The organism is Lentibacillus saliphilus, from assembly GCF_019093865.1.
GTDB classification, from domain to species: Bacteria; Bacillota; Bacilli; order Bacillales; family Amphibacillaceae; genus Lentibacillus_B; species Lentibacillus_B saliphilus.
Window position 1 is genome coordinate 37331 of the sequence record NZ_JABJXD010000007.1, and the last position, 14972, is coordinate 52302.

Here is a 14972-nt window from a genome sequence, read left to right on the forward strand (position 1 = left end):
CAGAAGGATCGAATTCCTTCTGGTTTCTATTTGATTTGGACACCTTCATGTCCAACGATATACAGCTTTATTCCGCTTCTTGAAACATGCCACCTGCAAGCTTTTTAATATGTTCAACAGAGCTTGGATTTTCTAAACCGGTTATGTCTCCACTTACATTTCCATTTAAAACAATTTCCTTCAATAACCGTCGCATTATTTTACTGCTTAATGTTTTAGGAAGTACATCAGCGACAATGATTGTTTTAGGTCGGGCGATTTTACCAATCTGATCGACAATTTGATCCGAGATCGCTTGTTTAATCTCATCTTTGTCAAGGTGCCCATCAAGAAGCCGCACAAATACGACTGGGACTTCTCCCTTAATTTTATCCGGAACACCTATAACAGCAGTCTCGGCTACGGTTGGAACTTCTAGAACCGCAGACTCCATTTCCATCGTGCTTAAACGATGACCAGCGACATTAAACGCATCATCTGAACGGCCAACGACCCAATAATGACCATCCTTATCGACAAGCCCGAGATCACTTGCATAGTAGCATCCCTCGACTTGACTATAATAAGAGGCGATGTAGCGATCATGTTCTCGCCATAGCGTACGGCATAGCATCGGAAATGGCTTACGAATGACAAGATTACCAACTGTTCCTGGTTCCACTGGATGCCCAGCGTCATCAACAACTGCCATATCAATTCCGAAAAATGGAATGCCCGCAGACCCTGGCTTCATTGGTGTTAACCACGCTGCACCTGCAAGTGGTGTGCCCGCTGTTTCTGTCTGTCCCCACGTATTATTAATACAAATACGTTTATCGCCGAGTACGTCATAAGTCCACTCCCATGTTGCCTGATCAAACGGTTCTCCCACAAGCGCGATTACATCAAGACATGATAAATCGCGATTTTCAAAGGTTTCAGTTCCCATACTTTTTAGCATTCGAAGCACTGTTGGTGCAGTAAACCATTTCGTGACACGATAATGATCTAAAATTTCATAAAAACGATCTTGGCTTGGATAGTCGGGCGCACCTTCATAGACAACTGTTGTAATACCATTTGCTAATGCCCCTACAATTCCCCAAATATGCATCGTTAACCATCCAATATCAGCAGAACACCAGAATACATCATCATCATGTAAATCTAAATGATATTTGCTATAAATGTAATTTTGCACGACAAATGCCATCCCAGCATGAACGACACCTTTAGGCTTGCCAGTCGTTCCACTTGTGTAAAATACGATACCCGGCTCATTCGCTTCTATGTGCTCTGGTTCACAGTGATTAGACGCTTGTTCGCGAAGCTGATGCCAATAAAAATCTCGCCCTGGTTTCATACTTAGTGGTGTATGCATACGGTCGACTACAATGACAGCCTCTATCGAGGATACATGACCAACAACCTCATCAACTTTATCTTTTAATTGTATCAATTTGCCACGTCGTTCGGACGCGTCTGCAGTTACAACAACTTTCGGTTCAAAATGAATCAACCGATCCTCAAGTGCTTTTGGAGAAAATCCAGAAAACACAGCATTATAAACGGCACCTAAACGGAAACATGCAAGAATAGCGATAAATGCCTCAGGTAGATTCGGCATATAAATAGCTACACCATCACCTTTTTGCACACCAAATGACTTAAGCACATTAGCAAAGCGATTCACTTCTGCCAATAGCATATTGTACGTAAAAAAGGCCTTATCACCATTTTCCCCTTCCCAAATTAGAGCTGTACGATTGCCGCCGCCATTATTGACATGGCGATCCAATAAGTTGACACATGGGTTACTAATGCCATCAACAAAAAATTTGAAATTAGGGAATCCACCACTCATCGTTTCTGTCCATGGTTTATACCAAACAAGTTCATGGGCGACACGATCCCAAAATTGCTCAGGGTTTTCCTGTGATTTATTGAGCATATCGTCAAATGCTAGACGACTACCAATGGTCGTTTTACCAGCCTTATCGTCACTCGGTTCTACGAGGCGGCTCGCACTGACCATCTTTAAAATGCTTTGAACATCCATCCATATTCCTCCTAAACGTTGGCTCTTTGACGGATCCGATTATTTTTTAGTCCCTGTCATTAACATTAGATGTTATGACTAGGTACTATTATATATATATCATAGTCGATTTGAACAGTCTTTTAACAAAAAAAATCCCATATAAATTATTGCAAAGTTGCTTGGTCAAGTATTGTTCGTACAGTGTAATCCCTTGATATTAATCGTTTATGATGAACATTTCCACAGACACATTTTTGACACAAAAGCATATATAAGGAATATTCAAACATAAAAATAGCATATGTAACGGTTCATGTCGTATTATAAAAGGGGTACTATGGCGTTGCTTTATAAGTGACACTGTTTTATAGGAGGTATGTAACATGGCATTCAAAAAGACGTACGTTGCTATAACACTGCTGATCTTGACTTTATCAGCCTGCTCTTTCCCGCAAAACCACGAACCGGTCAAGCATCAACAGGTGACTAACAATACAGCCTCACAGCAAGATGGATACGTCCTAAAGGGCGATGTTCGAAACATTAACGATCATCTTGACTGGACAAACATAGAACTTAATACGATCTATTTTGCTGGCGGATGTTTTTGGGGTGTAGAAGCATTTATGGCACGCATATATGGCGTCTATGATGTAACGTCAGGCTATGCTAACGGAGAAGGTGTAAACCCTAAATATGAAGATGTTGTAATCGGAAAAGGGAAGTTTGCTGAGACTGTTCGCATCAAATATGACCCTCAGCGCGTTAGCCTTGAATCCTTAATCAATAAGCTATTTCTCGTCATTGATCCAACATCAGTCAATCAACAAGGAAACGATATCGGCGTTCAATACCGGACTGGCATCTACTATGAAGAACAGGCTGACGCATCCGTCATAGAAACAGTTATTCATGAACAACAAAAACAATATGATGATGACATCGTAACAGAAGCAAAACCTCTTAAAAATTTTTATCGAGCAGAAGATGAACACCAAGATTATTTAGAAAAGAATCCAAACGGTTATTGTCACATCAATCTAAGCATCTTAAACACATTTACAATAGATCCCATCTCAAAAGATAAAGCCATTGTGCAGTCTTTGAGTAAGTGACCTTGAGAAGTTAAAAACCGATATGCTAAAAAAGGATATCCACTCATGTTTACTTGAACACAGTCGGATATCCTTCTTTTCTTTAAAACACACTTAATGATAAATCATTGTGGTCTACTTTTCTCTGCTCGTCTACCTGGCTGGCGAACAGTTGCAATTAAAAGCGTTAAAATAAGAAACAAACCGAGATACCCAATAAACGGATAAAACAATGCAACCAAATCTGTAAAGCCAACAAAGCTTGCTGCAAATCCAACCAATACTGTTATGATAACAAACCGTTTAAATTGTGGAGTTCCTAAGGTCGTGAACCGGGCACCAAATGAAAAAAACATACTAACTGCCGTATTAAAAATCATGCAAAACAAAATGACTGCCATCAATATACCTAAAACAGGTGAAATATCGTTTACAATTTGCAATGTCGGCATGTCAACGTTTGCGACTGTCTTTATTTTTGAAAATATCGCCAAGTGACTCAACATAATCAGTATTCCAATGCCGAGGCCACCGAGTAATCCTCCTAAAGCTGCCTTCTTTTCATTCTGTTCGGCTCCTCCCATAACAAGGGCCATCGATACACCAACTGCAATATTAAACGACACATAATTAATGGCCGAAACAAACCAATTTGGTAATGTTGTTTCTTGTGCTTGAGCGATTGGATTAAGAATACTAAATGGTTCAGACAGTGTCATAAGACTATATACAGCTATACCTAAAATAGCAATTAATAAAAATGGTGTAATACTCCCAATAACTGAAACAACACGTTCTACGTCCAGCATAATTGTCAATATTACGAGCGTTGTCATGACCATCGTTCCTAGAATGGCTGAAAGTCCAAATTGCTGGCTAAATATAGAACCTGCACCTGCAATCATCACAACTCCGACGCCAAATAAGGTCATTATGATAATGTAATCAACAATTAAACCGAGATAACGTCCACTTATCGTATAAATAACATCTTTATGTGATTCAGCCTTTAGCCTGCTACCAAGTCTGGTGATCGTCATACCTAGAAAAGCAAACAAAGCTGTCGCAACGATTGCTCCAGCAATCCCCCAATAGCCAAAGCTCGTAAAATATTGTAAAATTTCCTGCCCTGACGCAAATCCTGCGCCAACAATAATACCAATAAACGCACTACCGATCTTAAGAATTTCCTTCATATGTCCCTCATCCTTGTTTGTGTGTGCCTCATGTGTGATGCCTGATTTTAATAATAGCATGACATGATGTGTCGAATTATGTAGATGACACCTTTCCAGTTTATCATAAAGTGGGGGAAGCGTGTTTCACTGAAAGAAATAAATGTTTTTTACATTTTTGTAACATCATCATTTTTGCATCTCCCTTTTCAATATCATCATGAATGATTTTGGTCTTATGCTGTACAATAAGTGTGTATCATGACTCAACTTCATAAAAGGTGGTCTATAGAGATGCCCAAAACAACCTTTAACGCGACAGCTCACTTGCAAAAAGGGGTACAAGTAAAAGCGCAATCAAGAAATTTTGAAATCACTGTGGATGAGCCTAAGAGCTTAGGTGGTACAGATACAGGCATGAATCCTGTAGAGTTGGTATTATGTGCATTAGGTGCATGTCAGTCCATCGTTGCAGGCGCTTTTGCTGGAAAATTTGGTATTACCTTCAGTGATTTTCGTGTTGAACTTGAAGGGGATTTAGATACAGACGGCTTTTTAGGTAAATCAGATGTGCGAAAAGGCTATAGTGAAATCCGCTATAACATTCATATCAAAACCGATGAACCAAAAGAAAAAGTCGAGGAATTTATTGAGTTTATTGAAAACACATGTCCAGTTGGCGATACAATTGCTAACACGGTCACAACGAAGCTCAATAAAATCATTATTGAATAATGGACTAAACAGCCTTGCTTTCTGTTTTTGAGAGCAAGGCTGTTAAATCAGATAATAATTGTTTTAAATATTTTTTAGACAAATCCCGAAAAAGTTTAATGATTGTTAACTATTATTTCGAGTAAGATTGAGGGAAAAAATATAACGATCATATGGATATCTTGCGAACGTTAAAAATGCAGGCCGCTGATGATGAAGATAAGTCAAGCATTCCATATAAACGAGAGGACTGTCCTCTCTGACATTCAATAATTCTGCTTGATGTTGATTAGCAGCTGCAGCCCCAAGAATCATATCTCCTCTGTCAATCGTTAACTGATAATCCTCTTCAAGTATGGTATATAAGGATTGACAGCCTAAATCCTTTTTATGAAGATCTGGCGCCAATTTATTGTTCATATAAACTTCCTCTAATGACATGGGTTCATTATCAGCCAAACGTAGACGATATATTTTTATCAAACGTTCATACTCAGACAAAGCTAACTTCTCTTTCAGTTGTCTATCCGGAACAACATTGTTTTTAATATCAATTATTTTTGAAGAAGGAATTCGATTAAGTGCTTTCATTTGCTCAGTAAAGCTTGTTAGATAAGATAGCTCATAATTAGATTTTTTTTGATTAACAAATGTTCCTTTCCCTGGCTGTCTAAATAAATATCCTTCGTTCATCAATAACTCAAGGGCTTTTCTAATTGTGTGGCGACTCACTTTTAAATCAGCACTTAAAACAACTTCTGGAGGTATTTGGTCACCTGCATTCCATTCACCAGAAACCATCTTTTTTTTCATCCATATATAAACTTGTTTGTAAATAGGTCCTAATGCATTATCCTTTAAAAAATCAGTCATATCAATCACCTTCATTCAACAGTACGTACAATTATATTATCATATACTTAGGATATATTTTCCACCAAAACAAAGTTATAATTTATTGTTACATTTTATAGAATATATAACTTTGGTCCCGGTTAAGCTATACCGCAGAATTATTAACATAACAAATAACCAAAATTCACATCATCTATTTCCTTAAATTACTATAAAAACCTATTATTTTCTACTGCTCACGTTCGTTTGAGTATATAATTTTACTATATCTTATATCTCTTATATAAAAGAAAAATAGCATACCAATCATACTGCGATTTGGTATGCCATTTAATTAGTTTTATTTATTTCCATCAAAAGTGAACTACGTTATTTAATACGTACTCTTTTTAATATCTCATTAATAGTTATTTTATATGAATAAACTGTTTAGCGACTTGTTGTGCTGCTCTTTTCACTTCATCATCAAGCGCTGTACCGACAACAATAATATGAACGCCTGTATCACGGAAAGCTTTTACATTTTCAGTATTAATGCCACCTTCTGCTAAGGTTGGTACTTTAACTGTGGATACGAGAGCATGAAGACGTTCTTTAACAATGTTCGGTATATCTCCTGCTGCAACACCTTCATAACTCATTCCTGTCATAAGACCTATCATATCAACACCGACATCTTCCATCTGCCTAGCAACATGAGCCACATCCTCAGGCATTTCGGCTGGTAAACCGAATGTATGCAAATCACTAGGGTGTCCAATATAAGCATCGACAGTCAAACCATATTTGTGCGAAACTTTTACAAGTTCCTCCAAATCATGAAGGTTAGATTTATGTGTATGCAAACCATCCGCACCACTAACCGACATCAAATGGAAATCAGCTTCTTCAAGAACAACCGGTATCACTTCTGTAAACCCACCAGGTACACCTACAGTTATAAACGGCTCTTCGCCTACTGTATTTCTTACCCCTTTTGTAACTTTTGCCATTTCCTGTAAACTTATTTCATGGCGAATCATCTCAGCGTCATGCATAGATGTGACACCTTTATGTCCCCTTGCCAGAGCAACTGCAGGGTGATTCGGTTCAAGTAACTTTATTCCTGATTCAACGACAGCCTTGGCAATTCTAGCATCGTCACCTGTAATACCTGTACTAAGTAATGTTTGACCACCATGATCCTCGATGGCATCCCAGACCTTTTTCATAGCACGTGTTCTTTTTTGTTCCATATCACCATTAAACATTTAAAACACTCCTTTTAAATATTTGTTGTGTTACGCTTTTTTTGCTTTAAGTGCTTTGTTTGCAAATGCCGTAATTAAGAAGGCACAGAGTAAAGAGCTTACCATAGCAACAATCAATCCAATGAGATTATTTGAAGCAAAAGGTGCTACGAACGTTGGTAAATAAGCAGTTCCTCTAACATCAAATATCCCAACAAGCATTCCACCAATTCCCCCAGATAAAATCGCTCCTGCAAATACAACTTTATTTGAAAACATGAAAGGATAGGCTGATTCAACAAAAGTTCCAAATCCTAAGTTTATCATAAAACCTGGTGTTGCGATTGCTGCTTCCCCCTTGTCTCTTGGGAATAAAATATTTGCCAAGTTTATGCCAGCTGCAACCATGACAAGCCCAACCATATCAACAGCACCGAGAAAGCTTACACCTGTTTGTTCCATCTCTAATAGCACAATAGGCAAGATGGCCGCATGATAAACCCCGCCCAATATTGCAGGCCATATAAGCAACCCTGCAATAGCGCCAGCAAGAATTGGACTAAATGCAATAGTCTGTTCAATGAGAAGTTTAATATAATCACCAAGCATTAAAGCAACTGGTCCAACTAAATAATATACGAGTAAACCTGAAACAACACCCGATAGACCACCTGCAACAATGTTAACCGTTGTCATTGGGAAACGCCATTGCACACATTTCATGAATAAGAACTGAACTAGCAAACCAGCTCCAATACCGCCAATAATACCACCAATAATGCCACCATCCACTGAAAGCACACCAGCAATAATACCCGCAACAATGGATACTTCATCGAGATCAGATACTTGCTTAGCAGCAATTACAGCCAACACAACTGGAAGCGCTTTAATAATTATGTCAAATACATCACCAAGCCCTTCAAACATAGGAATCTTACTCAGAGCAAGAATTAGTGCCATTGAAATAAATGCAGGTAAAGAGGAAATCATAATTCCCCTAATATTTATCTTTTTGAACCCGGAACCTTCACCTTTCTTGCTCTGTGCATCAGTTGACTTTGTAAACGCAGGTCTGTATTTTAAGCCCCAGTGCCTTGTCAAAGAAGATACAAAGGATATTGCTCTTGTGCGGTTGGTAGTGCCAGTCGTCCCCGAAGTTGAAATTACATTTGCACCCTTTGAACTAATATTTGCCATAGCAGTACCACCTGTTCCAACAATTGGCAACTTCTTTTCAACTGCTGCTAAAATAGCTGCTTTATTGGCAAAGTCTGCATCAATGCTCATTACAATTAAGCCATCAATCTCGCCATCCTCAATCAATTGAGCAATTCGTTCATCCTCTTGCTGAGCTTTAATATTCGTTTCTTTTAAATTTCCTCGAAAAACTTCATTAACTTCCCCATTACCCCATGTAAACAGACTTGCCTTTGTGGTATCCTTAGCCGAATCCATAGACACATCAGCACCGATAAATTGTACAGCGCTTACATTTAACTCAGCAGTTTTACATTGAACAAGAATCTCTGTTAAGAGCTTGTTCGGATCCTTCCCGCCTAAGTTATACAAATTCCCACCACTACTGCCCAATATTGCTACCTTTTTCACAATGCTCACTCCTAAAATTATACTTGTAAGAATGAATACTCATGACTTTTTTTAAATGTACGTACATTTATTATACGTACAATATATAATGTATAGAATAAAATGTCAACAACTATTATAATTTTTAATAATAAAAGTTTATTTTTTCATGAACAATGTGATTTTTTATATGAAATTGACGCGATAAAAAAGATCGGGTGGATAAATTATATTTTTTCATCAAAAAATGCTGTTGTTGCCACCAGCATTTTTGTAATACCATATTTAGTTATCACGTTAATCGTCATTCGACACTCTTCAACAATATTTCCTGGGAAATATTTAAATTATAGTTTGGCGTGTTAACCCTCCTTATTTAAAAGCACACAATTCATTATTGATTTCCTCTATATATGTTTGATCATTTTATAATTTGTTAGGTTAACGCCCTGTCGTTCTACAGTTTGTGCATGAACCATCGTAAACCCTTTAGCTTTAAAAAATGGTTGAGCAGTAATGCTTGCATACGTTGTAATGCTTGTTAGATTCAACGTCCTCGCTTCTCCTTCTAACCTTTCAACTAAAGCAGTGGCAATTCCTTGCCCCTGAAAGTCTTTATGAACATAAAGTCGATCTAAATAACCTGCTTGCGTCATATCACAGAACCCTACTACTGTGTCATTCATATTCGCAACAAATGATATATTCTCTGTTAATGAAGCTGTCCATTCCTTTATTTTACTCACTTTTTCTGTCTTCGGTGCCCAAGCATTTAACTCAACTTGAGAATAGTCTTTGGCATTAACAAAATGAATCGTTTCATAAAACAATGATACAATAGCCTCAATATCCGCCTCTTGAAGTGTCACAATCTCCATTCACTTAATTCCTACCTACATTTAGATTTGGGATCAAACTACTTTCACGAAGAATGCATCCCAATTAGCTATTTCTCAACAATAAAACGACCCTTTTCTTCATGCCCCCAGTTTAGTATGAATGTGTCATTGTTCTCAATTGAACCTACACCTGCAGGGGTTCCTGTAAAAATGATATCGCCGCTTCGCAAGCCAAACGTCTGATAAATATATGTTAAAAGCGTTTGAAAACTAAATATCATGTCCTTAATATGACCAACTTGTACAGTCACGTCATTTTTGATTAAAGAAAAGTGAACATCTTTACATTGAGCTTCACCTGGATAAGGCCAAAATTCGGTTAAAACGGCTGCATTTTGAAAGCCTTTTGCTAGCAGCCAAGGATGACCTTTTTGTTTCAACTCTGTTTGAACATCTCTTAGTGTGAAATCTATTCCAAGTGCCATATGGGTAACGACATCGCTCACAACGAAATCCTCATTTACGACATCGCGTCCGACGTACAGGACAAGTTCAATTTCATAATGAATTTCACCTTGATTATCTGGAAAACGAATATGTTGCTCATCAGCCTTTGCCAACGAATGCGTTGGTTTCGTAAAGATCATTGGCTTCTTTGGCACAGCATTACCAAGCTCTTCTGCATGACGTGCGTAGTTTCGCCCAACACAAAAAATATTCCGGATGTCCATAGCTGTCACCTCGCTAAAACAGTTTTGTTTCACCATTATAACAATTACAGACCAAAGATGTACGCTTATATGAAAAATTCAATTAGTCTTTGCTATTAGTACAATAATGATAACAAAAAAATTCTAAAAACTTCTTGACAAATTATTTTGAGTCGTATAACATCAGACTAATATTTATTAGGTGGTGATGATTTTGACAAAAGAAAAAATACTGGATGCTGCAGTCAATCAGTTTTCACAGCACGGCTATCAAGGGGCAACCATGCAAAAAATCGCCTCTGAGGTTGGGATTAAGCCCGCTTCAATTTATTTTTTTTATAAAAATAAAGAGGACGTATTTACAGCTGCCTTTCAAAGACTGCTAGAAAGGCACTTAGATCACATGAAATCTGTTTTTAGTCACGTACGACATAAACCTTTGGTAGACATATTCCGTGCACTCATTGAAGGTTCAATCACGTATCACAAAGAAAATGCCTATCAAACTGCAGCATACGTATCTCTTATCACGTCACCACCACCTAAAATCCGGCAATATCTCCACAAGCATATGAAGCAATTTGATGAATGGCTACTTGTTGCGTTAACAGATTCTATCAAGCGGGAAATCCCAAACATCTCCACCTCGCAAACAACAGCCATCACAATGCAATTTGTTCTGTTAATGGATGGGATATTCTGGGAGACCCTATTGTATGACGCTGACACCTTAAATCAACAGCTGGATTATGCACAAGAGATAATGCACACAATAATAGGGGGAATGAAATTTGGATCATGATTATGCAAGAGAACCAGTACCAGTAGGTGAAAGAAAGAAATGGCTGTCTATCAGTATGATTTGGATAGCCGTGGGCATCGATTTATCAGGGATGTTATTCGGTGCGACACTCGGTAACGGCATGAATTTCACAGATGCACTTTTTGCCGTAATGATCGGGTCTGTTATCCTCGGAGTGCTGGCCGCGTTTTGTGCGTATGTAGGAGCTGTTACCGGATTATCTACGTCAATGATATCACGGTATACATTCGGATTGTCCGGGGCAAAATTTGTATCCTTTTTCCTCGGGGTATCGCTACTCGGCTGGTTTGGGGTTCAGGCAGGATTCTTCGCAGAAAACGCTTATGTGGCAATTGAAAGTGTAACTGGACTTAATGTCCCAATGCCACTTCTTGCTGGAATTGGTGGCATACTCATGATGACGACAGCCATTATAGGATACAAAGCAATTGAGAAACTCAGTTCGTTTTCAGTACCATTACTGCTCATACTCATCGTACTTGCTATCGTTTTTGCTGTTAATCGGTTTGGATTGGAAGAGCTGTCTCGCCCTGTCGATAACATCTTTTCAATTGGAATGGCCATTTCACTCGTTATTAGTATATTTGTCGTCGGTGCCGTGATATCACCGGACATTTCGCGATGGGCCCGAACAAAAAAAGATGCTGTCCTCGCCTCTTTTTTCGGATTTTTCTTTGGTAATAGTCTCATGATAATCATCGCTATGATTCTATCACGCATCATGAATGAAGATAGCTTAACAACGATTATGATTACAGTTGGGCTCGGCATACCAGGCATCTTAGTCCTTATTCTCGCTCAGTGGACAACAAACACGAGCAATGCTTATTCATCGGGGCTGAGTTTATCAGTTATATTCACGAAAACAAACAAAGCAGTTCTAACATTAATTGCTGGGCTCGTTGGCACGATGCTGGCGGTATTAGGAATCTATGACTATTTTATAGACTTCCTCACTGTTATGACGATGTTTATTGCACCAATCGGTGGCGTATACACAGCAACATACTATATTGGTGGCAAGACATTTTTCAGCGACGTTGGTCATAAGGCATTCAAACTGCTTCCACTTCTAGCATGGGCACTTGGGGCATTTATAAGCTGGTTAACGATGGACCCACCTATTGGGTTGCAGCTTTTTACGTTGACGACAATTCCCTCTTTAGATAGTTTTGTAGTCGCATTTATTTTTCAAGCCATTTTTATTACGATTTATAAAAGTCGTGTAGCAAAAGGAGCATATCAGGATGAACGTGTTAACAGAACAGGATATTAAACATATTTCAGTAGGTGCTGCAGTTCTTGGTACCGGCGGTGGAGGTGACCCTTATATTGGTAACCTCATGGCACTTGCAGCAATTCGTAAGTACGGCCCTGTCCGTGTCGTTACGGTCGATGAACTGGATGACAATGCCCGGGTACTTCCTGCTTCTGGCATGGGATCACCAAGTGTGCTCGTTGAAAAAATCCCCTCCTTTGAGCAATTATCAGCGCCACTAAAAGCGTATGAACAAGCAACCGAGACAAAGACCGATGTCATTATGCCGATCGAAATTGGAGGCGTAAACTCACTCATTCCTGTCGCAGTTGCCGCGATGAATGGCTTGCCAATATTGGATGGAGATGCGATGGGACGCGCCTTCCCTGAAGCACAAATGGTCACATTTCATCTCGACGGGCTAAAACCAGGGGTGGCAGCCATAGGTGATGAGCAGGGCAATGCAGTTACAATCCGTCCAGTAGATGGCTTTTGGGCTGAAAAGCTGGCAAGACAAGTAACGATAGCCATGGGTGGTTCATCCATCGTATGTGATTATGGCATATCGGGAAAACAAGCTAAACAAAGCGTGATCCCCGGAACATTAAGTCTTGCTCGTAAAATTGGTGCTTTACTGACAACACAAGTGACGACAGATATTCACCCTATTACACAAATGCTCGACATTTTAGAGGGCGTCAAGTTATTTAAAGGGAAAGCCACCTTAATTGAACGTCGTATTGAAGGGGGATTCACAAAAGGTGAGGCGACATTCGAAGGCATGGATGAATTTAATAGCCAGACGTGTAAGCTCTTCTTTCAAAATGAGCATCTCTTGGCAGAGGTAGACGGTCACCCCGTTGCCATCACGCCAGACCTCATTGCAGTACTTGATGAAGAAACCGGTATGCCGATTACAACAGAAGGCCTGAAATACGGTGCTCGTGCTGTAATTGTCGCATTCCCCGCCAACGAGAAATGGCGCACAGAAATTGGAATACAGACAGCCGGTCCAAAATACTTCAAATATGACTATGAGTATATTCCATTGGAAACATTGGCAAAGGAGCGCATAAAACGATGATTCGACTTGGTATAGATGTGGGCGGTACAAATACGGATGGTGTTCTCCTTGGCCAGAACGACGACATTATCGCCAGCACAAAATCTGTCACAACGAAAGATATTTTCACTGGTATTGAGAACAACATCAGTTATTTACTTGATCATACAACAATAAATGCCGCAGATATAAAAATTGCAACACTCGGAACGACCCATTGCACAAATGCTATTGTAGAACGCAAATCACTAAACAAAGTAGGAATTATACGGCTTTGTCTGCCCTCAGGTTCTGCAGTTCCTCCGCTTCTAGATTGGCCAGAGGACCTTGTCAAAAAGTTAAATGCCGTTTCTGTCATGGTGCACGGCGGGTATGAATACAATGGTACGCCGATATCACAGCTTGATAGGAATGAATTGAAGAAAGCTGCAGATCAACTAAGCGGAAAAGTAGACTCTCTTGCCATCATCGGTGTATTTTCACCCGTACTTAGCGAGCAGGAAGAACAGGCAGCACGCTTTTTTGCTGACGCGATGCCTGGAATACCTATTTCGATATCCAGTCAAATTGGTTCAATTGGACTGATCGAAAGAGAAAATGCTACGATTTTAAATGCCGCACTCATGACAACAATTAAGCATGTTGCACAAGAATTCGAGCGTGCATTAGCTGCAAAGCAAATTGATGCAAACATCTTTTTCGGACAAAATGATGGTACATTGATGACGAGCGACTTTGCACAAAAGTATCCCATTTACACGATTGCTTGTGGGCCCACAAACTCTATTCGAGGTGCCGCTCACCTTTCTAAAGAACCTAATGCAATCGTGGTGGATATCGGAGGTACAACGACAGATATTGGTGTATTGTCAAATGGCTTTCCAAGACAAACATCTTTAGCCGTTGAAGTTGGCGGTGTCCGAACCAATTACCGGATGCCCGACATTTACTCCATTGGCCTTGGTGGCGGAACTAAAATATATAAACAAGGAGATCGTTGGCAAGTTGGCCCAGAAAGTGTTGGCTATCGTCTCACAGAAGAAGCATACGTATTCGGTGGTCAAACATTAACAGCGACAGACGTTGCCATCGCAGCTGGCTCCATGCACATAGAAGATGCTCAGACTGATAAGGTGAAATCTGTTCCAAGCTCATGCATCTATCCACTTCTCGTAGACAAAGTTGAACAAGCAATCGATCGGATGAAGACAAGTGCTGAAGACATCCCAGTGATACTTGTTGGCGGTGGCGCAGACCTTATGCCTGAATCACTCAAAGGTGCGAGCACGGTGATTCGACCAGAGCATGCTGGTGTCGCCAACGCAATTGGTGCTGCTCTTGGTGATATTAGTGGAACAGTGGAGAGAATTTATCCACTCGAGGATCAGAGCTATCAAGACGTCATCCACTCTGCACGCAAAGAAGCAATCCAGCTCGCTATTGACGCTGGAGCTCATCCAGATAAGACCGACATTATTCAGCAAGAGGACTTCCCGCTTGCATATCTGCCTGGTAATGCGATTCTCGTACGTGTTAAAGCAGCCGGCCCTCTCAAGCTCTAATTTTCAATGTCACGCATACAATAAGGAGCATCCCTTATGT

13 protein-coding genes are annotated in these 14972 nt (G+C 39.7%); 6 read left to right on the forward strand and 7 right to left on the reverse strand.

Annotated features, from left to right (window positions below):
• Positions 1-67: 67 nt before the first annotated feature.
• Positions 68-2038 (reverse strand): acetate--CoA ligase, encoded by a 1971-nt coding sequence (locus HPC67_RS11650; RefSeq protein WP_217588116.1) that lies wholly within the window; start codon positions 2036-2038, stop codon positions 68-70.
• Positions 2039-2403: 365 nt separating this feature from the next.
• Between HPC67_RS11650 and msrA the strand changes: the two genes are divergently transcribed.
• Entirely contained in the window at positions 2404-3135 is a 732-nt protein-coding gene (msrA, locus tag HPC67_RS11655) for a peptide-methionine (S)-S-oxide reductase MsrA (RefSeq protein WP_217588118.1), read from the forward strand.
• Between the two features lie 104 nt (positions 3136-3239).
• On the opposite strand, the gene HPC67_RS11660 is transcribed toward msrA, so the two are convergent.
• Complete coding sequence (locus tag HPC67_RS11660) at positions 3240-4310, reverse strand: YkvI family membrane protein (RefSeq protein WP_217588119.1); 1071 nt, start codon at positions 4308-4310, stop codon at positions 3240-3242.
• A 273-nt stretch (positions 4311-4583) separates the two neighbouring features.
• Between HPC67_RS11660 and HPC67_RS11665 the strand changes: the two genes are divergently transcribed.
• Positions 4584-5024: an OsmC family protein gene (locus HPC67_RS11665; protein ID WP_217588120.1), complete on the forward strand. Its 441-nt coding sequence runs from the start codon at positions 4584-4586 to the stop codon at positions 5022-5024.
• Between the two features lie 105 nt (positions 5025-5129).
• Here the strand turns inward: HPC67_RS11665 and HPC67_RS11670 are convergent, their stop codons facing one another.
• The 5 genes from HPC67_RS11670 to HPC67_RS11690 all read right to left on the reverse strand — a co-directional run bounded on the left by HPC67_RS11670 (position 5130) and on the right by HPC67_RS11690 (position 10247).
• Positions 5130-5876 (reverse strand): GntR family transcriptional regulator, encoded by a 747-nt coding sequence (locus tag HPC67_RS11670; RefSeq protein WP_217588122.1) that lies wholly within the window; start codon positions 5874-5876, stop codon positions 5130-5132.
• A 389-nt stretch (positions 5877-6265) separates the two neighbouring features.
• Positions 6266-7108, reverse strand: coding sequence for a beta/alpha barrel domain-containing protein (locus HPC67_RS11675; protein WP_217588124.1), 843 nt, complete (start codon positions 7106-7108; stop codon positions 6266-6268).
• A 30-nt stretch (positions 7109-7138) separates the two neighbouring features.
• A complete protein-coding gene (locus HPC67_RS11680; protein WP_343327839.1) occupies positions 7139-8698 on the reverse strand; it encodes a PTS sugar transporter in 1560 nt (519 codons plus the stop codon).
• Between the two features lie 386 nt (positions 8699-9084).
• Positions 9085-9555, reverse strand: a complete 471-nt coding sequence (locus HPC67_RS11685) for a GNAT family N-acetyltransferase (RefSeq protein WP_217588126.1) — start codon at positions 9553-9555, stop codon at positions 9085-9087.
• 68 nt (positions 9556-9623) lie between these two features.
• Positions 9624-10247, reverse strand: coding sequence for a fumarylacetoacetate hydrolase family protein (locus HPC67_RS11690; RefSeq protein ID WP_217588128.1), 624 nt, complete (start codon positions 10245-10247; stop codon positions 9624-9626).
• 193 nt (positions 10248-10440) lie between these two features.
• Between HPC67_RS11690 and HPC67_RS11695 the strand changes: the two genes are divergently transcribed.
• From HPC67_RS11695 to HPC67_RS11710, 4 genes are read left to right on the forward strand one after another with little or no spacing between them, the layout of a single operon-like run.
• The gene (locus HPC67_RS11695) at positions 10441-11028 is read left to right on the forward strand and encodes a TetR/AcrR family transcriptional regulator (RefSeq protein ID WP_217588129.1); all 588 of its coding nucleotides are present in this window, start codon (positions 10441-10443) and stop codon (positions 11026-11028) included.
• Positions 11018-12325, forward strand: a complete 1308-nt coding sequence (locus tag HPC67_RS11700; protein WP_246570030.1) for a cytosine permease — start codon at positions 11018-11020, stop codon at positions 12323-12325. Before HPC67_RS11695 ends, HPC67_RS11700 begins: the two co-directional genes overlap by 11 nt.
• The gene (locus HPC67_RS11705; protein ID WP_217588130.1) at positions 12297-13391 is read left to right on the forward strand and encodes an S-methyl thiohydantoin desulfurase family protein; all 1095 of its coding nucleotides are present in this window, start codon (positions 12297-12299) and stop codon (positions 13389-13391) included. Before HPC67_RS11700 ends, HPC67_RS11705 begins: the two co-directional genes overlap by 29 nt.
• Positions 13388-14932, forward strand: coding sequence for a hydantoinase/oxoprolinase N-terminal domain-containing protein (locus tag HPC67_RS11710; protein ID WP_217588132.1), 1545 nt, complete (start codon positions 13388-13390; stop codon positions 14930-14932). Before HPC67_RS11705 ends, HPC67_RS11710 begins: the two co-directional genes overlap by 4 nt.
• Positions 14933-14972 lie beyond the last annotated feature (40 nt).

What these genes read in the sequence shown, in the direction of transcription:
- HPC67_RS11660 (WP_217588119.1), bottom strand. Translation starts at nt 4,310, where the DNA reads ATGAAGGAAATTCTTAAGATCGGTAGTGCGTTTATTGGTATTATTGTT.
- HPC67_RS11685 (WP_217588126.1), bottom strand. Translation starts at nt 9,555, where the DNA reads ATGGAGATTGTGACACTTCAAGAGGCGGATATTGAGGCTATTGTATCA.
- HPC67_RS11665 (WP_217588120.1), top strand. Translation starts at nt 4,584, where the DNA reads ATGCCCAAAACAACCTTTAACGCGACAGCTCACTTGCAAAAAGGGGTA.
- HPC67_RS11670 (WP_217588122.1), bottom strand. Translation starts at nt 5,876, where the DNA reads ATGACTGATTTTTTAAAGGATAATGCATTAGGACCTATTTACAAACAA.
- HPC67_RS11690 (WP_217588128.1), bottom strand. Translation starts at nt 10,247, where the DNA reads ATGGACATCCGGAATATTTTTTGTGTTGGGCGAAACTACGCACGTCAT.
- HPC67_RS11705 (WP_217588130.1), top strand. Translation starts at nt 12,297, where the DNA reads ATGAACGTGTTAACAGAACAGGATATTAAACATATTTCAGTAGGTGCT.
- HPC67_RS11675 (WP_217588124.1), bottom strand. Translation starts at nt 7,108, where the DNA reads ATGTTTAATGGTGATATGGAACAAAAAAGAACACGTGCTATGAAAAAG.
- HPC67_RS11650 (WP_217588116.1), bottom strand. Translation starts at nt 2,038, where the DNA reads ATGGATGTTCAAAGCATTTTAAAGATGGTCAGTGCGAGCCGCCTCGTA.
- HPC67_RS11710 (WP_217588132.1), top strand. Translation starts at nt 13,388, where the DNA reads ATGATTCGACTTGGTATAGATGTGGGCGGTACAAATACGGATGGTGTT.
- msrA (WP_217588118.1), top strand. Translation starts at nt 2,404, where the DNA reads ATGGCATTCAAAAAGACGTACGTTGCTATAACACTGCTGATCTTGACT.